Below are 21,898 nucleotides of genomic sequence, written 5' to 3'. Positions count from 1 at the left end.
ATTTTGAATATAACAAAAAGGGTGGTAAATAATATATTGATTAATACAAAGGTCGCAGTGTTTTTAGTGTTCAAATACCTCCCTTGTGACTATAATATCAGCACGCAGAGCATGGTATGAGTATACTCCCACCAAATTTTTTATTTACTATGTTTTAAACCCAATAAAACATAGTAAACAGTCGTAATATAACTTTGGCAATTGTCGTTATATATGCATTTATACACCCCGGAGAGAAAATGAGTAATTTAAGCTTGAAAAACAAATTGCTGTTACAAGCTATTTTACCGCTAATGCTACTTTTGATCAGCTTAATGCTGAGTTCTTATTATTTAGAGAATAAAAATCAGCAACAAAATTTTGAAGCATTTCAAACTAAGTTAATAAGTGACAAGCAAACGTTACTAAGTACCGAAATTGAAATTGCTAGCAAAATTGTTCGCTATCAATTAGCAAATGGCTCTGAGCAAGATGCTAAAAACGCTTTAAGAGGCTTAACATTTGGTCAAGGTGGTTACTTTTTTATATACGACACCAATGGCATTAGTGTTTTTCATGCATTACTAGGTGATGCTATTGAAGGGCAAAACAAAATAGGGATGACTGACCCTAACGGTAAAAAAATAATAGTGGGCTTATTAGAGCAAGCTAGAAAAGGCGGTGGCGCTTTTAACTATCATTTTCAAAAACCAAATACCACAGGCTTAGTTGAAAAGATGGGCTATGCAGCAATGATACCAGGCACAAACTGGATGATTGGTACTGGCGCATATATGGATGATATAGACGCAGAGCTACTTAAATACCAAACAGCAATGCAAGAGCACATGAATGATAAGGTAATGACCTTATTATTAATTGCTTTATTTTGGGTTGTTTTAACAATTATATGTGCGTTAGTTGCCGCAAACACAATGGTAAAACCAATACAGCGCATGGCGCAAAGCCTTGACGATATTGCAAAAGGTGAGGGCGATTTAACTAAGCGTCTAGACATTGATACTAATGATGAAATAGGTCAACTTGGCGAAGCATTTAATATGTTTGTAAGTAAGCTACATGGCATTATTGCTAATGTGGTTGATGTAACACACGACGTAAAAACAGCTTCTGGTGACATAAATACACAAACACGATTAATTGAAGACAAGTTACTTAATCACAATCATGAAACAGACCTTGTTGCAACGGCTATTACCGAAATGTCGGCTACTTCTCATGAGGTGGCTCAAAATACAAACCAAGTGGCAGAGTCAACTCAAGCGGCAACGCAAGAAGTTGCTAAAGCTCAAGAGTGTGTTGATATTTCACTCTGTGAGGTTTCAAACTTAATGGGCGAAATTAACTTAGCTGCTGAACAGGTTGATTCACTCAGTGAGCAATCTAAAAAGATTAATAGCGTACTAAGTGTAATTGGTGGAATTGCTGAGCAAACAAACTTACTTGCACTTAATGCTGCAATAGAAGCTGCGCGAGCAGGTGAGCAAGGCAGAGGGTTTGCAGTTGTTGCTGATGAAGTAAGAAGCCTAGCAAGTCGTACTCAAGTTAGCACATTAGAGATTAGTGAAATGTTGAGTGAGCTACATAACTTAGTATCAGATGCAGTTGCAGCAATGCAAGCAAGCCAAAGTAGTTGTAATCGCTCTGTTGAATCCTCTCGTGCTATTTCAGAAAGTTTAGGCGCGGTAACAAGCTCAGTTAGATCAATTAACGATATGAGTACGCAAATTGCGACAGCGGCGCTGGAGCAAAGTAGTGTTACAGAAGAAATAAACCGTAATGTATTTGCTATTCAAGAAATAGTTAATGAGCTAACTATTTCAAGTAAAACTACCTCTTCGGTAGGTCAGCATTTAGCTGGGCGTGGTGAAAGCTTAGGACACTTAGTTGGCCAGTTTAAGATTTAACAAAGCTCAAAGCCCTACACTAAAAGCCGCTAATAGCGGCTTTATTTTTGTAGGCGATTTTTTATAAAAATTATTGAATTTTTTGTATGCGTTAAGGTCTATCAGCATGCAAATATACTTATACAGTGGAATAACTATGCAAAACATGCCATCAATTAAACGTTGTACTCGAGAAGAGTTAGCGCCAGAGCAAGATTTGGGGCGTTTAGTCTCTTTTTTACGTTCGAGATTAGCCATTCATGTTGATGCCAAGTTACTTCCTATGGACTTAACTTCTGCGCAATATATTGTGGTTGTACTACTTGCGAGAGAGTCGGTTAATACGCTTGCAGGACTTTGCGAGTATATGGTTTATGATCGTGGCGCTATGAGCCGCTTACTAAACCGACTTGAAGAAAAAGGACTCATTATTAAAACGCAATGTGAGCTTGATAAGCGCTCAACTATTTTGTGTTTAAGTGAAAAAGGTAAAGCTCTTTGCCCTGAAATTATGCCTGTAGTGAACGAAGTCTATGCGCAAGCATTAAGTGGTTTTTCAGAGCCAGAAAAAAACCAAATAATCGACTTACTATTCAAAGCTATAAATAATCTTGATTCACTGCCAGACTCCCCCCAAAAGTAGATTATCAATAAAATAGCGATACTGTTTCAATAGAAAGTTAGCGTGCTAATTAGTTGATCTGATTGTGCGCAGAATCTAACTTTGATAATATAGTTGCCTAGGCAATTAAAGTTATCATCTTGTTAGGTTTGTTATGATTGAAAATAATTTGTTAGTACAATTACAACAGCAATTTCCAGAACATACTTTTATGCAACATCACTTAAGTGTTGTCCATAGGGGACGTTTTGCTAACGCGATTGTGTATCGATATAAAGATAATGAATTTGATTTAATCGTTAAAGATTTTAGCCAAAGCCCCTGGTTTATCCGCAAAACATTTGCACGAATGTCGGTAAATCAAGAGTATAAAGGGTTGAGCCGTTTAGCAGAGCTTGATGCAGTTGCTAACCGCTTTTGTAGATTGTCGCCGATAGCGGTTGCTTATAACTATATTGAAGGCACGCCACTGCGCGCTTTAATTCATGAAGACAAAACACTACCTGTTAACTTTTTTAGTGAGCTTGAGCGTCAAGTAGCAAAAATGCATCGCAAAGGCATCGTGCATTTAGACTTGCGTAATATGGGTAATATTTTATGTGGCGCAGACGGTAAACCTTACTTTATTGATTTTCAGTCCACTATTAGCTTTTCTCGTTTTCCACGTTGGTTGCAACGCTTTATGCGAGGATCTGACATGTCAGGCGTATATAAAGCATGGAATAAATTGGGTGAGCAGCCTCTGCCACAAAAAAAGCAAGACTATTTAGAGCGCTTTAATCACGTGCGTAAACGCTGGATTTTTAAAGGTTATCCAATACAGCGAGGCTATGCGTGGGGCGCTGCACTTATTACTCAATTTGTAGATTCTGACTTAGTACGAAATATTACTGATAGACTTTAATTTAAAGCATAAACCGTAATTTAAAAACACCTAATTCATTGTGTGATTTTGCCCATATTAGCCTAGCTAATATGGGATTTTTTTTTATTATAAGTAATCCCTTTAGTTTGCTTACTTGTTGTTTAATCCCTCAAAAATAATTCCTTTTACTGTTTTTTTAATTTTTTAAAATAAATATTAGTACTGCATTTAGTTTGCCCATACAATGCGCAAAAATAGCTTGCGCATGCTTAATAAGTTCACGTTTTTTCTGCAATTTTTTATTGTTCAAGTAGACTATAAATAATGTGCGCTTTTAAATTTTAAGGTTTTAAGATGATTGAGTATCCGGTAGACCAACTTCCACAGCTCATAAATGATTTATTGCAATGCGATACAACAGAACGCAAAAATAAATTATTAGCAGATGCGCAGTTAACGCTTTCAACAGAGCACCTGTCATTACTTTTTGAGGCGATACCAAAAGAACAACGACTTGAAATTTGGCAGTTGCTTGATGAAGACACGCAACACGAAATTTTTGTTAATTTAAGTGAAGATAGTTGTTTGTGGTTGCTACAAACGCTAGAAGACACTGAGGCTTTTAAACTTCTTGATGAAGTTAATGTAGAAGAGCTACTGGAACTTGAAGAAGTTATACCAGAGCGATTTGTTGAGTATGCAAAAAAGCAACTCGATGAAGCGCAAACCAAACAATATGATTTAGCGCAGCAATACCCGCCAGAGCAATTAGGTCACTGGTTAGGTTTTGACTTTTTAAAAGTATCGGAGAAGCTAACAGCCGGTGGTGCTAAAAAATTGCTACATAAAGGTTTACCGCAATACAGTGAAGTTATTTATTTAGTAAGCCGCAAGGGTAGTTTAATAGGTGAGGTTGCGGTAAATGATTTAATAAAAGCCAGCGACACCGATAATTTAATGACATTGGCAAATCATGACTTTTCATTGCTCCATGCTGATGATGATTTATATGAAGCGGCAGAGGTGGTGATCCACAGTGAAAAAATGGCACTGCCAGTGGTTAATGCTGATAACAAATTACTTGGGCGATTAACCATTGCCTCTGCTTATGAATTACGACAAGAAGTTGCTGATGAAGCAGCCGCTAAAGCCGGTGGTTTACGTGAAGACGAAGACCTGTTCGCAAGTGTGCGAAAAAGTGCTAAAAACCGTGGCATTTGGTTAGGTATTAATTTAGCTACTGCCTTTTTAGCGTCGTGGTTTATCGGTTTATTTGGCGCAACGATAGAACAAGTTGTAGCACTAGCTGTATTAATGCCAGTGGTCGCTTCTATGGGGGGAATTGCAGGTAGTCAAACATTAACCGTTATTGTGCGAGGTTTAGCGCTTGGACAAGTTACAGATTCAAACCGTAATGCGTTGCTTAAAAAAGAGCTGCGTGTTGGCGCTGTAAATGGCTTGGTATGGGCGTTTGTAATAGGCCTACTAACCTTTTTATGGTTTAACGACTTAATGCTTAGTATTACGATTACGGTAGCCATATTATTGAATTTAGTGGCCGCGTCACTAGCAGGTGTTGTTATTCCGTCTATTTTAGACAAAATGAAAATTGATCCTGCGTTATCTGGTTCGGTAATTTTAACTACCGTTACCGATATTGTTGGGTTTGTTACCTTTTTAGGTTTAGGCAGTTTATTGCTTTTATAAGCCTTATACCAATTCGCTTAATTAAGTGAATTGGGATTACTAACAGGAAAATACAATGACCTTTGAAGTCATGATTTGGTGTGCAATTGCTTTGTGTATTTCACAATCGGCAATATTTTCGGGCTTAAACTTAGCGTTTTTTTCACTAAGTAGGCTTCAGCTTGAAATGGAAAGTGCAAAAGGGAACGAGGCGGCCATAAAAGTAATGGCCCTTCGAAACGACTCTAACTTTTTATTGTCGACTATTTTGTGGGGTAACGTAGGTATTAACGTACTACTTACACTACTTTCTGATTCGGTATTAATGGGCGCAAGTTCGTTTTTATTTTCAACTATCGCAATTACTATTATTGGTGAAATAACACCGCAGGCTTATTTTTCGCGTAATGCGTTAAAAATGGCAAGCCTACTTTCGCCGTTAATTAAGTTTTATCAGATTCTGTTTTATATAGTTGCTAAGCCAACGGCTTTAATACTCGATGCATGGTTAGGCAAAGAGGGGATTACGTACTTTGCTGAAAGTGAGCTCAGAGGTATTATTCGCAAACACATAGAGGCTGAAGAAGCTGATGTTCAACATGTTGAGGGAATAGGCGCGCTTAACTTTTTTAGCTTAGATGAAATAAGCGTAACCAAAGAGGGTGAGGTAATTGATCCAGACTCTATTATTGCTTTGCCTACTAAGCTTGATTTACCTATCTTCCCAGACCTTACATTAACAACTGATAATGAGTTTTTACGCAAACTACATAAGTCAGGTTATAACTGGGTGATCATTACCAATGAAGACGGTTGGCCTTTATTAGTGGTAGATGCTGACGGTTTTTTAAGATCAGCGTTATTTGAGCCAGATACGTTTGACCCTTATCATTATTGTCACAGACCTATAATTGTTGCTGATGAAGCGATGCGTTTGAGTGAAGTGATTTTAAAAATACGAGCTAATCATTCTTTAGATAAATCGTTTGATGGGGCCATTGATCACGATGTGGTATTAGTGTGGAGCGACGTGAAACGCATTATTACCGGCGCTGATATATTTGGTCGGTTGCTCAAAGGTATGAGTGCACCAAAACTCGAACTGCATGAAAATACAGAGAATAAAAAGCCGCTATAAAGCGGCTTTTTTGTATTTAGTTGGATGGAGCTTTCTTTACGCCCAACCTTCGTAGCGCTTACGACGTGACAGCACTATCGTTAATATAATACCTAAAAACAGGCCTAAAAACGCAATAGCACCACCGTAAGTAAGTAGCTGGCGTTTCTCTTTTGAGCTAGCAGCTTCTTTTTGAGTGCGCTCTTGCTCTAGCGTTGTTTTAAGCTTAGTAATTTGAGCAGATAACTGCAGATTTTGATCTGTTAAAGTTTGATTTTGTTCTTGTAGCTGTGGAAGTTCTATTTGAGCTTGGCGTAGCTTTTCTTGCATAGTGCTCATTTCGCTACTTAGTGTTTCGTACTGTTGGTGTAAGCCAGCTGTTTTAGTAATAAACTTAGTTTCTATCCAGCCTTCGCGGTCTTTATCATCTTTTATTTTTATAAAGCCGTTTTCTTCATTTGATAACAAGGTTAACTTTGTTCCAGCATCTACAGAGCCGAGTAGTCGATAATTTTTACTCGCCCCAGAGCGCATAAAAGTGTATAGATTATCGATAATATAAGCGGTGTTTGCATTCGTTGAATTTGCAGGTTGTGCTTCTTGTGCATAACTCATGAATGTGGTGGCTGTTAAAAGTAGCCCTAATAAACAATGTTTTAGCATTTATCTACCTTGTTGATCTAACTGCGTCCGTTATGAACGTGATTTTTATTTCACATAAGTAGTTAGATAGTATGGATTAAATAGATCAATAGCAAGACTGATATTGTAACCCAGTACGGTAACGCAGGAGTAGTTATCGAGTCCATTAGGTTACAAACCTCACGCCGCGTTTAAATTGCTCCTAGATAGAACGAATTTTAATCCGCAAAGGTCATCAGGCCCTAAAATAAGGTTAAAAAATTTGCATTGTTAAGGCGCTTTGTTTATTTTGAGCACTTATTTATTTTAAAGGTAATCCGCAAACCGAATGGATACTGAGATAGAACTGAAATTTTTGGTATCAGATGCCGTTATTCCACTGATCCCCTCATTAATTACTCAATTTGCAAAAACGGTGAAGAATAAACCGTCTCGCAGCTTACAAAATGCATACTACGATACGCCAAGCAGAGAGCTTAGAGCGCTTGATATAGGCTTTAGAACGCGTTGTTCTGACAGCGAATGCGAGCAAACTATAAAGCTTGCAGGTGAAGTGGTAGGTGGTTTACACCAACGTCCAGAGTACAATTTACCAATTGAATCAAGTCGCCCTAATTTAATGGCATTTGATGCTGATATTTGGCCTCATGGCATGCAAATAAGCGCCATCTCAAAAAACCTTTATCCAATATTTAGTACTAACTTTATTCGTCGTACTTGGTTAATTGAAACCGAAAGTGGCGCTAAAATTGAAGTCGTACTCGATAAAGGTGAAATTGCGGCTTCGGGTAAAATTGAAATTATTAGCGAGCTAGAAATTGAGCTTGTTGAGGGCAGTCGTAATGAGCTGTTTGCATTTGCAGATATACTAGTTAGTCAAAACTGCATTCGCTTAGGTTTGTATTCTAAGGCCGCGCGTGGTTATCGACTTGCTGATGAAAAACCTTTAATGCCAAGCAAATCTATTGGTTTTGTACAATTACCAAAGTCGACTACTCAAGAGCGTGCTTTAGTTGAAGCCATGAACTTTGGCATTCGCTTTGTACAAAAGCACGAGCAGTGCTATTTCGATAAGCCAAGTTTAAAAACACTTAAACGCGTAACTGACGGCATTAGTTTAATCCGCCATACTTTTTGGTTATACGACGATATAGTATCTAAAGAAAGTACAGAGCATTTACGTACCGAACTTAAGTGGTTATTAAGTGAATTAGCGTGGGTAGAAAACGCGATTCAATTAAAAACGTACACGTCTAAACGCCATGCTTTTTATAAAAAAATTAATGCGGCGCCAGCACTTGCTCAAGTCATTGGAGACTTAAAAGAGTTACAGCCAAGCATTGACGATATAAATGCACTGTTTCACAGCGCACGTTATAATCGTTTATTACTGTCGTTAACTACCTGGTTAATCGATAAGCAATGGCGTAAAGACTGGGGGCAAGCAGAGCTTCAAGCGGCTGAGCAAAATGTATCGTCTATTGCCAATAGGCTTTTTAATAAAGACTGGAAAAACCTGCACGAGTTGCTCCCTAAAGAACAAACCCTCGATGTCGTTTCGTATTTAAACCTGCGAACTCAGCTTGAAAATAGCCTACTAAGCGGTAACTGTTTAGGATCGTTATTTGATAAAGAAGAACGCCTAGAGTTTAGATTGCCTTGGCTTGATATTTCTCATGGTATTTATGAATTAAGTACGCTTGAGTATTTAAAGCAATTATGTGCAGGGCAAGAAGACGAACAGCTTGCTAAAATCCAGTCATGGCTTGAACAAAAGTCTGAATACTTGGTGAGTGCCATGGAGCAAAGTCGCCTTGCTTCACTTGACATAGAACCTTATTGGCAAAAATAAATGATGCGCTTTTGTAATGAAATTCAGTTGCAAAAGTGTTTATTCGTTATTTTTTTATTAGTTAGTTTTAACACTTACGCTGAAATGCCCATATGGCATTTGTATAAAAACAAAAATGGCGTAAGTGTGTATTATCAAAGCCACAGTGATAATACCTTTGAAGTAAAAGCGCAGATGAGCGTGAAAGGCGTATCCACCAATGAGTTTTTAGAATTACTTAGTGATACCGATACCGCACCCCAATGGCTCGAAAATGTATCTCAGGTAAAGGTTATTAAGCACATAAGCCCATCAGAAAATTTGGTGTACAGTTATTTTAATTCTCCTTGGCCTATTAGAGATAGAGATAGCATTACTTATTCTTGTTATTCACAGTTAACTGCAAATACAAGCCAATTGCTTATTAGTGCTCGCCCTAATAAGCAGCCCAAAAATAATGGCGTTATAAGAATTACTACTTTAAATGCACGCTGGCTACTGAGCGAGGACAAAGGCCGCCTTGATATTGAGTACCAAGTATATGCTTTGCTTGATGGGGCAATACCTACTTGGCTAAGCAATAAGGTCGGATTGAAAAGTACTTACACCACATTTATAAACTTGCATCATATGCTCACAGATAAGAAATACACTCCAAAACTACCTGTAATCAAAGCAGGTCAATGCTAAATATCGAATATATAATAATTTAATGGTGTGTTGAGTAGTCTTTAACTACGCTTAAGCAATAATGACACGCTATTATTTGGAGAATTGATGAAGTATTTAGTGGCTATATTATGTTTGATACACAGCTCATTCTTATTAGCTCAAGAATATACCTTTGGTGTAGTGCCGCAATACGAGCCGCAAAAGCTAAATACTATTTGGCAACCTTTGTTAAAGCAAGTAAGTAAGCAAACAGGAGTAACAATAAAGCTAATTACAGTTGAGTCTATTCCTGTATTTGAAAAAGCCTTTGCTAATGGCGAGTACGACTTTGCATACATGAACCCATGGCATAGTGTTGTAGCATACGAAAAACAGGGATATTTACCACTAATAAAAGATGCAGGGCGAAAGCTGCAAGGTATTTTACTCGTAAACAAAGACAGTGATATTGATAATTTAAGCCAACTAGAGGGCGCTGAAATAGCATTCCCTGCACCTAACGCATTAGGTGCGTCATTATTAATGAGAGCTGATTTAGCATTGTTATACGGGCTAACAATAAAGCCTGTATATGTCCAAACTCATCCATCGGTATATTTAAATGTTGCACTGCACTCAACAATGGCGGGCGGTGGTGTAATGGGCACATTTAAACAACAACCAGAAAGCTTACAAAACAAACTCAAAATTCTTTATAAAACGCGTGAAATTAGTCGCCACCCAATTGTCGCCCACCCAAGGGTTGATGCTGCAATACAGTTAAAAGTGCAACAAGCTATTTTAGATATAGGGCAAAGCGCAGAGCATAAACATTTACTTGCAGGTATCCCAATTATTAAACCTAGTATTGCAACTTTAGCTGAGTATCAGCAGTTAACTCAGTGGGGGTTGCGCTCTTTTTATGTTGAAAATTAGAGGGTTTCGTAGCCTAAGGGCGCAAAGCTTTATTGTGGTATTGCTTTGTGGCTTGCTTATGGCCTGTCTTTTTATGTTTTACGCCTTACCTGAGCAAGCGCGTTGGGTAAACGATGGCCTTTCAAAGGCTGCTCAGCGTTCTTTAGCGCAGTTATCGACTTCTATAACGACTCCGTTGTTAACTAGGCAATATGCAGAGCTATATGAAGAGATAGACAGTCAACTTCAAACTCGCCCTAATTGGAAAAGTATTAAAATTGTTGATGTTGATTCAAAAAACCAATTGTATCCGCTTGATAATTGGGTTGGAGCAAATGAAAACGGCGACATGCTGTTATCTCAACAGGTGGTATTTTTAGACAAACCGCTGGCTAATATTAGCTTGGTTGTTAATTTTACGAATGAAATTAACGAATCTTCAAAACTTCATTACACCTTAATATATATACAATTTATTATTTTAGTTATCGTTTTTATAGGTTTAGCTTGGCTGGTGGATTACAGGGTTACATCGCCTTTGAGGACGCTAAAACTTGGGTTTTCACGTTTAGCCAAAGGCGACTTTGATTGCCATATAGATAAACAACAACAAAATGAAGTGGGCAGTGTAATAAATGCATTTAATAATATGGTTGATGAGGTTGCGAATAACCATCAAAAATTAAATGCATTACGCATTCAAGCTGAGTCTGCAAGTAAAGCAAAGTCAGATTTTATGGCCAGTATGAGCCACGAATTAAGAACTCCATTAAATGCGATTTTAGGCTTAGCCCAGCTGTATGGATATGATGAGAGTGCTAATAAAGTACAAAAAGAAAACGCGAAAAGCATTTATCAAGCTGGAGAGCATTTACTATTACTCATAGACGATGTGCTTGATTTAACGGCTATTGAGTCGGGTAATATGCAGTTTAGTTTTTCTTATGTGCCTATTAAAAGCATATTAGAAGAGTCAGTAGAGCTTGTCACTGAGCTTATTAAAGGGCAATCAATAACACTGCAAACTCACGGTTTTGAGTCCTTAGAAGGATTGAGTATTTATATTGATCAGCGCCGCTTTAAACAAGTGATGCTTAACTTGCTTTCAAATGCGATTAAATACAACAAACCAAATGGCAGCATTAATATTAATTGTCGGGTGTTAAGTAATAAACAATGCGAAATAGATGTAATAGATACCGGATGTGGATTTTCTCCAGATGACATTTCTCGCCTATTTAAACCTTTTGACCGCTTAGGAGCTGAAACCAGTAAAGTAAATGGGACCGGTATTGGTTTAGTGATAACTAAGCAGCTGGTAGAGCGTATGCAAGGGTCTTTGAGCGCGCAGAGCGAGCAGCACAAAGGTTCTTGTTTTACGCTAAACTTTAACAGTTTTAATCAAACTGACTTGCCAGCACAAGTGCAAGCCCCTCAAATAACACAGCAAAGCTTAAATGCGGTAACGCTTCCTACGCTTGAGATTTTAGTGGCAGAAGATCAAGTTACAAATCAGCAAGTGTTAAAACAGCAATTAACTATGCTTGGAATGTGCTCTACTTTTGTAAGTAACGGTGAGCAAGCTTGGGAGGCCATACAAAATAAACGCTTTGATATTTTACTAACCGACATTCAAATGCCCTTACTCGATGGGTTAGGGTTAGCCAAAAAAATACGCGAAAACACTCATTTTGATGAACTGATTATAATTGCAATTACAGCCAACATTACCAAAAACAACATAGATAATTGTTATGCTTGTGGAATGAATGGCTTTTTAACAAAGCCTATTGAGCTTGTTAAATTAAAGTCGTTATTGATGGAGCATTCTCAAACTATGGTCAATACACGTTCAGAAAAATCAGATGGTGAAAATATAGCTTCAGATAGTTTTGATCAACTAGATATCACATTATTAAAAGCAATGCTTGGTGATGATCCTAGCGTACATTGCATGGTATTTAATGCGTTTTTACAAACAGCAGGGGAGCAAATTAAATTAGCTAACGCTTATGCTAAGAGTAAAAACTATGTTGATTTAGCTTTTCAGGCTCATGCATTAAAGTCGTCTTCAAAGTCTGTGGGGGCTATTGAGTTGGCAAATATATGCCAGCAGATAGAAACGCAGGCAGAAAACGAAACAGTCAAAAATGAATATATACAGCAGCTGGAAGAGCGCTTTAACGCTGTAGTCACACAACTTAAAAGCTATTGTTTACGATATGAAAAACGCACATAAAAAATGGCTCTTAAAGAGCCATTTTTTGTTTTAGGTATTTTAGTATTTAGCCGCTTGCCCTTTTTTGGGTAAAGCGTGCTTTATAAAGTCACGTAAATCGTTATTAGAGCTTTCTAAATCAGCGTGGCGAAGGTACATCATGTGTCCGCTTCTGTAGCCTTTAAAGCTCAAACGGTCTTTCATTTTACCGCTTGGGTCTAATTGCCATAACGTATATTTAGCGTCAAAGTAATTGGTTGCGCCATCAAAGAATCCTGATTGGATCATCACGTTTAAGTAAGGGTTTTGTGCCATTGCTAAACGTAGGTTTTCGCCTGTATTATTACCGGTTCTATCCCATGGATGGACATTACCAAATAAGTTATATTTTACATCAGTTTTATAGTTTAACTCTTCACGTAAGTAGTGATTAATTGCAGGAGTGAAAGAGTGTAACCAAGAGGTAAGTTCAGCCCAGTAGTCTGGGGATTCACCTGCGTCGCGTTTATCTATTCCTAAATAACGAGAATCTAAGCGACCCACAGTTTGACCACGTTCACGTAGTAGCTCTTTCCAGAAAAACTGAGTTGGAATATCTAAGTTATTTTGCTCAACAAACTTTTCAGATAAGCCTGCGTAGTGCGCCATTTTTGTAATTATGCGTCGCTTTTCATCAGCATTAATAAAACCACCTTTAGCAAGCGCTGGGATTAACTCATTTACAGTAAACAGCTCAACTTCTGGTAATAGCTCGTCTAAGTCTTTAGCTTGTAAATCGGCTTTAAGTGCTTTGTGATACCAAGCAGTTGCAGCGAAGTAAGGTAGGCGGTTGGCAGCTTTTATTGGGCCATCGCGCTTAATACCAATATCGGTAGGTGATACGAGAACAACACCGTTTATGTACATCCACTGACTGTTTTGAAGCTCATGAGCGAGTCCAGACACACGCGTTGTACCGTAGCTTTCACCAATTAAAAATTTAGGCGAGCGCCAGCGCTGGGCTCTATTTACAAAAGTATTTAACCACTCAGCAAGGTATTTAATATCGGCATTAACACCAAAAAATAGCTCTTTTTGTTTTGCTTTAGAAGGCAGTTCGCCTTTTTCGTTTTCAAGTACGCGTGAGTAGCCAGTATTTACCGGGTTTACGTAAACAATATCGGCAATATCAAGTACAGAATATGGATTGTCTTTTACGCCATAAGGTTGAATTGGATAGCCTTCGTCATCAATTTTTAATACGCGAGGGCCAGTATAAGCAAGATGCATCCATACAGAAGCCGAACCCGGCCCGCCATTAAATGAAATAAGTAATGGGCGAGCTGTCCTGTCGTCAACTTTGTCACGTGTGTAGTAGGTGTATTGTAGTGTAGCAACCGCGTCGCCTTTATCATCCCATACAGGTTGTGTGCCTGTAGCTACGGTATAACTAAAACGCTGGCCATTAATTTTAGCCTTATGTTGGGTAACTACTTTGCTGTCTACATCAATACGACGTTGGTTATCGGCAAGCGTGCTTGTACTAATTATTAATGCAATAACTGTTATCGGTAAACTGATAATACGACTAAGCTTCATTAGGTGTCCTTATTATTGTTGATACATCATTAAAGATAAAAATGAGTTAAATAACAAAAGTATTGAGACTAGTGGCCGATAATACTGGTTAAGTAAGGTATTAATATATTGAAAGACGCGTATTAATCGCTTTTATAGTTATTTTGGATTTACTTTCTTTATTTAGTTAATTGCAAAATTCAGGTATATTGCGGCCTACTTGTATTGATTTTTTATACAGGCTATCACCAAAAAAATCTAACGGATTACGCTTTCAAGCACATAAGTGCACTCTACACCGGATGTTTATGACTAATGCTATTGCAGTAATTGCGTGGTATTTGTCGTTTTGTGGTAAAACTAATTAAAGGTAAAGAGAAGCTTTATGCAAAGAGTATTAGTGGTTGAAGACAGTAAAGTAGTGCAGCAGGTACTTCGCCACTTAACTGCACAATACCTTGATGTGGCAATCGATTTTGCTTGGTCTTTAGCTGAATGTGCCACTTACGTAGAAAAATACGACTACACGCTTGCGTTAGTTGATTTAACCTTGCCAGATGCTCCTCACGGTGAAGTCGCAAAATATACTTTATCTAAAAAGATTCCTACGGTTGTTTTAACCTCAAAAATAGATGAGTACAAGCGCCAACAAATGCTTGAATTAGGTGTAGTTGATTATGTTATTAAAGATAATCGCGACTCTTACCATTACGCCGTTAAACTCGTTGCGCAATTGCTAAGAAACCAAGGTTGTAAAGCATTAGTAGCAGATGATTCATTACTGAGCCGCTCGTTAATGAAGCAAATGCTTGAAAAGCAATTGTTTGATGTGACAGATGCCCACGATGGACAACAAGCACTCGAAATATTAAAAGCTAATCCTGATATAAAGCTACTTATGACCGACTACGCTATGCCTTCTATGGATGGCTTTGAACTTGTAAAAGCGGTACGTAACTTTAGAGGCCGAGACGACTTAGCAATTATTGGCTTGTCGGGCGCGGGGAAACATGGCCTATCAGCGCGATTTATTAAATATGGCGCCAATGACTTTTTAACAAAGCCATTTATGAATGAGGAGTTTCATTGTCGAGTACTTCAAACAATGGAGCAACTATCGTTAATTTCAGATATTAAAGAAAGCGCGCATAGGGATCATTTAACAGGGCTTCATAATCGACGCTATTTTTATCAATATGCAGAAAAGCTCCTTAAAAGTAAAAACCAGAAAAATACTCTCGCATTGTTAGATATCGATTTTTTCAAAAATATTAACGATACATTAGGCCATGAGGGTGGCGATCAGGCTTTAAAGCAGGTTGGTTCATTAATCCGTACTACGTTTTCAAAGTTTACAGTTGCACGGGTTGGTGGAGAAGAGTTTGCCATAATATTACCTGAGATAGAGCTTGAACGTGGTCGTGAATACCTTGAAGCATTTAGAAAAAAGCTGGCTAGTTACGATTTTTCTATCAGCGATAAATCAATTAAAATTACTACAAGTATAGGCTTGGCAGACTTTCAAGACACTAGCTTGACGCAGGCAATGCGTGTTGCTGACAAAGCATTATACGAAGCTAAAAACCAAGGTAGAAACTGCGTGGTATAGCTCTGTTATATAAAGCTAAGCATGCAATTAATATATTGCACGCACCAATGTAGATAACTTGTTAAATTAACGCACCTAATTGGTGCGTTTTTTTTGTTATTTAGTTTCTGTTTTTCACTAACTTATTGTTTTAAAAAATATAAAAATAGTGGCACAAAGGTTGGATTGTTTAACCCAACAGGATAACAATAAAGAGTCCGAGGGGGCCGCTATGAAAATGATTAGTGCAATCATAAAACCATTTAAATTAGACGACGTGCGTGAAGCACTCGCTGATTTAGGAATTGAGGGGATGACAGTAGTTGATGTTAAAGGTTTTGGACGTCAACGAGGTCATACTGAGTTATATCGTGGTGCAGAATACCAAGTAGATTTTATTCCTAAGATCAAACTTGAAATTGCAACTCGTACTGAAAATTGTCAACGCGTTGTTGAAGCAATCACTAAAATTGCATCAACAGGTAAAATCGGTGACGGGAAAATTTTCGTGTACGACTTAGATCAAATTGTTCGTATCCGTACTGGCGAACTTGACGAAGAAGCAATTTAAGGGGGGTCTCATGGAAAATACAATAATAGAACTAAAGTTTTCACTCGATACCTTCTATTTTTTAATATCAGGTATATTAGTAATGTGGATGGCAGCAGGTTTTGCCATGTTAGAAGCGGGCTTAGTTCGCTCTAAAAACACAGCTGAAATTTTAACTAAAAATGTCGCGCTGTATTCAATTGCATGTACGATGTTTTTATTAGTTGGCTACAACATTATGTATGTAGACAATGCCGAAGGTGGTTTTATTCCTTCAATAGGCGCTTTAATTGGCACACAAGCTGCTGATGCTGACCATTCTTTAGAATCTGACTTTTTCTTCCAAGTAGTATTTGTTGCAACGGCTATGTCGATTGTATCGGGTGCTGTTGCTGAGCGCATGAAGCTATGGGCTTTCCTTGGCTTTGCTGTAGTACTAACTGGTTTTATTTACCCTATTGAAGGTTACTGGACATGGGGTGGTGGTTTCTTATCTGAAATGGGCTTTGTAGATTTTGCAGGTTCTGCAATTGTACATGGCGCAGGTGCAGCTGCTGCACTAGCAGGTGTATTAATCCTAGGTGCTCGTAAAGGCAAATATGGTAAAAACGGTGAAATATACCCGATTCCAGGTTCAAACTTACCACTTGCTACACTAGGTACATTTATTTTATGGATGGGTTGGTTTGGCTTTAACGGGGGTTCTCAATTACTACTTTCGGATAAAGAAAACGCAACAGCGGTAGGTCAAATATTACTTAATACTAATGCAGCTGCTGCAATGGGTGCTATTGCTGCACTGTTTGTATGTAAGGTACTTTGGGGCAAATCAGATTTAACCATGGTATTAAACGGTGCATTAGCAGGTTTAGTTGTAATTACTGCTGACCCACTTTCACCTTCTCCATTAATGGCATGTTTACTAGGTTTACTTGGTGGCTCATTAGTTGTGTTTAGCATTATAGCACTTGATAAAGTTAAGATTGACGATCCAGTAGGTGCTATCTCTGTACACGGTGTGTGTGGTGCATTAGGTATTATGTTAGTACCGCTAACCAATGGTGATGCAAGCTTTGTTAATCAGTTAATTGGCCTACTTTGTATTCTTGCCTTTGTATTTGTAGCATCATTTATTGTTTGGACAGTGCTTAACAAAACAATGGGTATACGAGTAACTGAAGAGGAAGAGCTAAACGGTATGGATCAACACGATTGTGGTATTGAAGCCTACCCAGAGTTTGTTTCTGTTCGAAATAGCTAATAGTTTATTTAAATAATAGTGTGTTTACACAAAGCCCTACTTCGGTAGGGCTTTTTTTGTTTCAGGGAGGGTTAACTTTTCGGATGTTAGGGTATGCCCAATATGCTAAGCTCACACTCGTGAATAACCCTTGGAATAAATTACACTTAAATGGCCGACAATAAAAAAACACCTACCAGCAAACCCGCAGCTAAACGTGCTAGTAAATCGTCAAGCACGACAAAAAAAAGCACATCAAAGGGCAGTAAAAAAACAGTGAAGCCCACTGTAAAACGCTCTTTTATGAGAAAAACATGGTCAGTGTTCTGGAAATTCAGCTTGGCTGTTTTTATTGCAATGGCAATGTATTTCATTTATCTAGATTCAAAAACAACACGTATATTTGAAGGTAATAAATGGCAACTTCCAGCACAAGTGTATGCTCGTTCTATGGAGTTTTATCCGGGGCAATTTTTATCTAGCCAAGAAGTTGTGTTTGAGTTAGAGCGTTTACATTATTCATCTGTTAATAGATTAAGCAGAACAGGGCAGTTTGTTAAAACAGCAGATAGCATCAAGATCTATCGCCGTGATTTTGAATTTTATGATGGTCTTGAAGAATCACATATTATCGAGCTTCGTTTTGCAGGGCAAAAAGTTGCAACCATTAAGGATAAGTTCGGCAGGCGTTTAAACTCTGCTCGCCTAGAACCTGTGCAAATAGCGCGAATTGGCAACGACTCTAAACAAGATAGAGAATTTGTACCGCTAGATAAGTTCCCAGCCATGCTTAAAGATACGCTACTGGTAGTTGAAGACCGTGATTTTTATGATCACCATGGTGTATCAGTGTTTTCTATTTTACGTGCGCTTTATTCAAATATTAAAGCGGGACGCACCGTTCAAGGTGGCAGTACGCTTACTCAGCAATTAGCTAAAAATATATACCTCACGCGTGAGCGTTCTTTAGTACGAAAAATAAATGAGGCCTTTATTGCCCTTATTTTAGATTATCGCTATTCAAAAGATCAGATATTAGAAGCTTACTTAAATGAGGTATACCTAGGGCAGTCATACAACCAAGGTATCCATGGTATGGGGCTTGCTTCTGACTTTTACTTTTCAAAGCCTGTAGACGAGCTTGAGTACGATCAAATTGCTCTGCTGGTGGCAATGGTTAAAGGCCCATCTTATTACAACCCACGTCGTTATAAAGAGCGCACAATGGAGCGCAGGGACTTAGTGCTGCGTCTAATGGTCGAAAATAAGTTACTTAGCACAAAAGAGTACCGTGCATCGCTTAATCGCCCAATTGATATTGCGCCAATGAAAGCCAGTTTACAAAAATCATACCCAGGCTATTTAGAGCTAGTAAACAGAGAGTTAAATGAATTATTACCTGATCAGCAAACACTTGATGCAGGCGTAAGAGTATTTACTTATTTTGACTTGCAAAAGCAAACAGCAATGGAAGAGTCGATTGAAAAGAGTTTACCGTACTTGGAAAATCGCCCTAGAACTGAAAAACTAGAAGCAGCCATGATCTCTGTTAATGTAGAAAAAGGCGGTGTTTCTGCACTTATTGCTGGTCGCGATGTTCGATATTCAGGGTTTAACCGTGTTTTAGACACGAAACGTAATATAGGCTCGCTTGTAAAACCTGCCGTGTATTTAACCGCACTGCAATTGCCACATTATAATTTAGCTACTTTGCTTGATGACTCGCCAGTACAGGTCACAAATGAGCAAGGTAAAGTGTGGCAACCAGAAAATTTTGACCACCAATACCGTGGTGCAATTGCGCTTTATAAAGCATTTAGTAACAGTATAAATATCCCAGCGGTTAATTTAGGCCTCGATGTAGGTGTTGATAAAGTAGTAAATACATTGAAAGGTTTAGGCGCAACAGGGGCGATAGACGAATACCCATCGCTGCTTTTAGGGGCTGTTGAAATGTCGAGTTTTGAAGTGGCTCAGCTTTATACAACAATTGCTGCAGATGGCGAATATAAAAAGCTCACTGCAATTTCGGCATTAACTGACTCTGTTGGTAAAGTACTTTATAAGCATAAAGTAAATGCAGAGCCTCGTTTTGACAAGTCAGCAATGTATATGACTAAATATGCAATGAAGCGCGTAACGAAAGACGGCACTGCTAAACGCTTAAATTTACACTTTCCGTCAATCCAGCTCGCTGGTAAAACAGGGACCAGCAACGATTTACGTGATAGTTGGTTTGCAGGTTTTGATCAAAATACAGTGACTGTTGCGTGGCTTGGCCGAGATGACAACAAAAGCACGGGCTTAACAGGCAGTGTAGGCGCATTAGAAGCGTATATTCGTTACTTAAAGCCACTCAACCCACAAGCAATAGCTGATACTCGTCCACCATCAATACGCTGGGCATTTGTAAATGAGCAAACGGGTAAGCAGGCACCACCAGGATGTGGCAAGGTGATTCAGCTACCACTTAGAGCGAGTGAGTTTGAGCCAAGACCACAGTGTATACGTTAATTTAAGATTACTTTAAACAACAAAGCCGCTTATTTAGCGGCTTTGTTGTGAGTTGTAGTTAACGCTTAAGATTTAAAAAACTGCATTGATTTGGTTAAATCATTAGATAAGCGACTTAGCTGCTGTGCATCTTGCAGCGTTGATTGAGCTGATGTTAGCGTCTGATCTGCTAAATTACTTACCTCTTGTGAATCATTCAATGCTTGTGTTGTGGCATTAGATTGCTGTTTAACACGCTCTGCAATAACTTCACCCTGATGTTTAATATCACCCATGCTTTGTTCTGCACTTTGCAATACATCATTAGTTTGATTGGCTGCTTTTACTGATTGCTCCATTTTTTCAACACTTGAGCGCATTTTTTGCTGAGTGTCGTCAGATGCCTGTTGTAAGGAACTAATAATTTGGTGAATTTCTTGGGTTTGCGTTTGTGTACGCTGAGCAAGTGTTCTTACCTCATCGGCTACAACGGCAAATCCACGACCATGCTCGCCGGCTCGTGCGGCTTCAATAGCGGCATTAAGTGCAAGCAAGTTTGTTTGATCTGCTATCTCACTGATCCCTTTACTTACTTTGCTAATTTCTTGGCTATCTTGTGCTAGTTTATCGAGCGCTTGTTGGCTCTCTGCAAATTCAATTTGTAGGTCTTGCATATATTTAGCAAGCTCCATTGTATTATCTGAGCCTTGTTTCACATGAGCAGAAGCATCTTGCGCGGTAAGCGTAGCTTGATGCGCTGACTCTTCAACTGCAAGTGCATTTTGAGCCATATCGCTTAGTGCATTATAAATAGCGTTTACTCGAATTTGCTGTTTTGAAACATCATTGCTTGTTTGGCTACTCGCATGTGACAGCGATTTAGTTGCATCGCATAGCTCTTCTGTACTGGTTTTAACATCAAATAATAAGTGTGAAAATGCGTTAAGTAATGCGTTGTAACGCGATGCAATAATTCCCATTTCATCATTAGTGCTTGAATCGATAGTTGCATTTAAGTCGCCATTCGCGGCTCTATTCGCGGCATCAGCAAAGCGATTAATGGTATCAACAACCGCAAAATAAAAGCCTATCATTAAATAAAATGCAAATAATAAACTAATCAATGAAGCAGCTAAAACAAGATTTCGTGTCCACTGTTGAGTCTGTAGTTTTGCTTCAATAAGGCTCTCAAGTGTTGGAATGCTCTTACTAACAAGTTGATTAATACTGCTGTGAACGTTGTTTGTTAGCTTAGTGAACTCTGCTTGAGTTAATAAAATGTCATCTGGCTCAAGTAGTTTTTCATCTATCGCTTTTTTGAATGCACCCACAGCACTGTGTAAGTTAGTTAAAGGAGGCATGAGCGCTTTGTTTACTGATTTATCTGCATTGGTGGCTACATTGAGTATTTTATCGAGTTGTTTTTCGTATAAAGGAAGTGACTTACTAAAATTTGAAAGTGCTATAAACGTATCGGGCGTAAAACGATTACTAGCTAAAACAGTATTAGCGCTTTGCGCTGTTGAGTTTATTTGCATTATAAGTGCAGGAACTGGCGTGACTAAAGAGCGGTTTACATAAGCGCTTGCTAATTGATTGTCTAAGGCTAGATTTGATTGAATAGAAACAAGTTCAAGTACTTCATTTGCTTGAGTGTTTTTTATATCAAAGCCGAGTGAACGGGCTATTTTTATATTTTGATTTATATCACCTTGCATCAAGTTTGAAAGTATAGGTCTGTAGCCTTTTAGGCCTTGCTGCTGCATTTTTGAAACAGTAATACTGTCACTTAATAATGAGACTAAAAAAAACAAACTAAGAGCAAGAGGAACGAGTAAAATTCCAAACATTAAGCTGATTTTAGTTTTGTATTTTAAATTTGCCATTAGCTGGATAGCGGGAAAAGAAAATTGACGTAATCCTGACATAAGGCTCTCTTGTATTTTTGTAATTAGGGTAAAGGTGAATAGACCTTGTTATGCTTAATTATCATTCATTTATAATACTTTACAAATAAAAAAAGCCCTTTCGGGCTTT

General features: G+C 38.3%; 16 protein-coding genes. 13 read left to right on the top strand and 3 right to left on the bottom strand.

Annotation, left to right across the window (positions count from 1 at the left end; genetic code table 11):
* Nucleotides 1-239 precede the first annotated feature (239 nt).
* The 5 genes from H5120_RS05080 to H5120_RS05060 all read left to right on the top strand — a co-directional run bounded on the left by H5120_RS05080 (nucleotide 240) and on the right by H5120_RS05060 (nucleotide 6,197).
* A complete protein-coding gene (locus H5120_RS05080) occupies nucleotides 240-1,907 on the top strand; it encodes a methyl-accepting chemotaxis protein (protein WP_182673786.1) in 1,668 nt (555 codons plus the stop codon).
* A gap of 106 nt (nucleotides 1,908-2,013) precedes the next feature.
* Nucleotides 2,014-2,529 carry a MarR family winged helix-turn-helix transcriptional regulator gene (locus H5120_RS05075; RefSeq protein ID WP_231388420.1) on the top strand — a complete coding sequence of 172 codons (516 nt, stop codon included), beginning with the start codon at nucleotides 2,014-2,016 and terminating at the stop codon, nucleotides 2,527-2,529.
* Nucleotides 2,530-2,662: 133 nt separating this feature from the next.
* A complete protein-coding gene (locus H5120_RS05070) occupies nucleotides 2,663-3,412 on the top strand; it encodes an RIO1 family regulatory kinase/ATPase (RefSeq protein WP_182670808.1) in 750 nt (249 codons plus the stop codon).
* A gap of 315 nt (nucleotides 3,413-3,727) precedes the next feature.
* Nucleotides 3,728-5,080 carry a magnesium transporter gene (locus tag H5120_RS05065; protein ID WP_101164203.1) on the top strand — a complete coding sequence of 451 codons (1,353 nt, stop codon included), beginning with the start codon at nucleotides 3,728-3,730 and terminating at the stop codon, nucleotides 5,078-5,080.
* A gap of 55 nt (nucleotides 5,081-5,135) precedes the next feature.
* Nucleotides 5,136-6,197, top strand: a complete 1,062-nt coding sequence (locus H5120_RS05060; protein ID WP_024598984.1) for a DUF21 domain-containing protein — start codon at nucleotides 5,136-5,138, stop codon at nucleotides 6,195-6,197.
* A gap of 36 nt (nucleotides 6,198-6,233) precedes the next feature.
* Here H5120_RS05060 and H5120_RS05055 read toward each other — a convergent pair whose 3' ends face one another.
* The gene (locus tag H5120_RS05055) at nucleotides 6,234-6,839 is read right to left on the bottom strand and encodes a TIGR04211 family SH3 domain-containing protein (RefSeq protein ID WP_182673785.1); all 606 of its coding nucleotides are present in this window, start codon (nucleotides 6,837-6,839) and stop codon (nucleotides 6,234-6,236) included.
* A 307-nt stretch (nucleotides 6,840-7,146) separates the two neighbouring features.
* Here H5120_RS05055 and H5120_RS05050 point away from each other — a divergent pair, with 307 nt between their 5' ends.
* The 4 genes from H5120_RS05050 to H5120_RS05035 all read left to right on the top strand — a co-directional run bounded on the left by H5120_RS05050 (nucleotide 7,147) and on the right by H5120_RS05035 (nucleotide 12,454).
* A complete protein-coding gene (locus H5120_RS05050; RefSeq protein WP_182673784.1) occupies nucleotides 7,147-8,670 on the top strand; it encodes a CYTH and CHAD domain-containing protein in 1,524 nt (507 codons plus the stop codon).
* Complete coding sequence (locus tag H5120_RS05045; protein WP_182673783.1) at nucleotides 8,671-9,339, top strand: START domain-containing protein; 669 nt, start codon at nucleotides 8,671-8,673, stop codon at nucleotides 9,337-9,339. It abuts the gene before it with no gap.
* Between the two features lie 87 nt (nucleotides 9,340-9,426).
* Nucleotides 9,427-10,236 (top strand): phosphate/phosphite/phosphonate ABC transporter substrate-binding protein, encoded by an 810-nt coding sequence (locus H5120_RS05040; protein WP_182670812.1) that lies wholly within the window; start codon nucleotides 9,427-9,429, stop codon nucleotides 10,234-10,236.
* Nucleotides 10,223-12,454: an ATP-binding protein gene (locus H5120_RS05035; RefSeq protein ID WP_182673782.1), complete on the top strand. Its 2,232-nt coding sequence runs from the start codon at nucleotides 10,223-10,225 to the stop codon at nucleotides 12,452-12,454. The genes H5120_RS05040 and H5120_RS05035 overlap by 14 nt, the downstream gene beginning before the upstream one ends.
* Nucleotides 12,455-12,493: 39 nt before the next feature.
* On the opposite strand, the gene H5120_RS05030 is transcribed toward H5120_RS05035, so the two are convergent.
* Nucleotides 12,494-14,011 carry a S10 family peptidase gene (locus H5120_RS05030; RefSeq protein WP_182673781.1) on the bottom strand — a complete coding sequence of 506 codons (1,518 nt, stop codon included), beginning with the start codon at nucleotides 14,009-14,011 and terminating at the stop codon, nucleotides 12,494-12,496.
* 364 nt (nucleotides 14,012-14,375) lie between these two features.
* Here H5120_RS05030 and H5120_RS05025 point away from each other — a divergent pair, with 364 nt between their 5' ends.
* The 4 genes from H5120_RS05025 to mrcB all read left to right on the top strand — a co-directional run bounded on the left by H5120_RS05025 (nucleotide 14,376) and on the right by mrcB (nucleotide 19,882).
* Nucleotides 14,376-15,599 (top strand): diguanylate cyclase domain-containing protein, encoded by a 1,224-nt coding sequence (locus tag H5120_RS05025; RefSeq protein ID WP_182670815.1) that lies wholly within the window; start codon nucleotides 14,376-14,378, stop codon nucleotides 15,597-15,599.
* A 211-nt stretch (nucleotides 15,600-15,810) separates the two neighbouring features.
* The gene (locus H5120_RS05020) at nucleotides 15,811-16,149 is read left to right on the top strand and encodes a P-II family nitrogen regulator (protein WP_004587162.1); all 339 of its coding nucleotides are present in this window, start codon (nucleotides 15,811-15,813) and stop codon (nucleotides 16,147-16,149) included.
* Nucleotides 16,150-16,159: 10 nt separating this feature from the next.
* Nucleotides 16,160-17,389 (top strand): ammonium transporter, encoded by a 1,230-nt coding sequence (locus tag H5120_RS05015; protein ID WP_149594178.1) that lies wholly within the window; start codon nucleotides 16,160-16,162, stop codon nucleotides 17,387-17,389.
* Nucleotides 17,390-17,539: 150 nt separating this feature from the next.
* Complete coding sequence (gene mrcB, locus H5120_RS05010) at nucleotides 17,540-19,882, top strand: penicillin-binding protein 1B (RefSeq protein WP_024604976.1); 2,343 nt, start codon at nucleotides 17,540-17,542, stop codon at nucleotides 19,880-19,882.
* Between the two features lie 65 nt (nucleotides 19,883-19,947).
* On the opposite strand, the gene H5120_RS05005 is transcribed toward mrcB, so the two are convergent.
* On the bottom strand, nucleotides 19,948-21,789 hold the full coding sequence (locus H5120_RS05005; RefSeq protein WP_182673780.1) for a methyl-accepting chemotaxis protein: 1,842 nt from the start codon (nucleotides 21,787-21,789) through the stop codon (nucleotides 19,948-19,950).
* Nucleotides 21,790-21,898: the final 109 nt, after the last annotated feature.

It is taken from the genome of Pseudoalteromonas sp. SR43-2 (assembly GCF_014163885.1).
GTDB classification, from domain to species: domain Bacteria; phylum Pseudomonadota; class Gammaproteobacteria; order Enterobacterales; family Alteromonadaceae; genus Pseudoalteromonas; species Pseudoalteromonas distincta.
The sequence above is the reverse complement of the archived record's forward strand: the minus strand, read 5'-3'. Positions and strand labels throughout refer to the sequence as shown.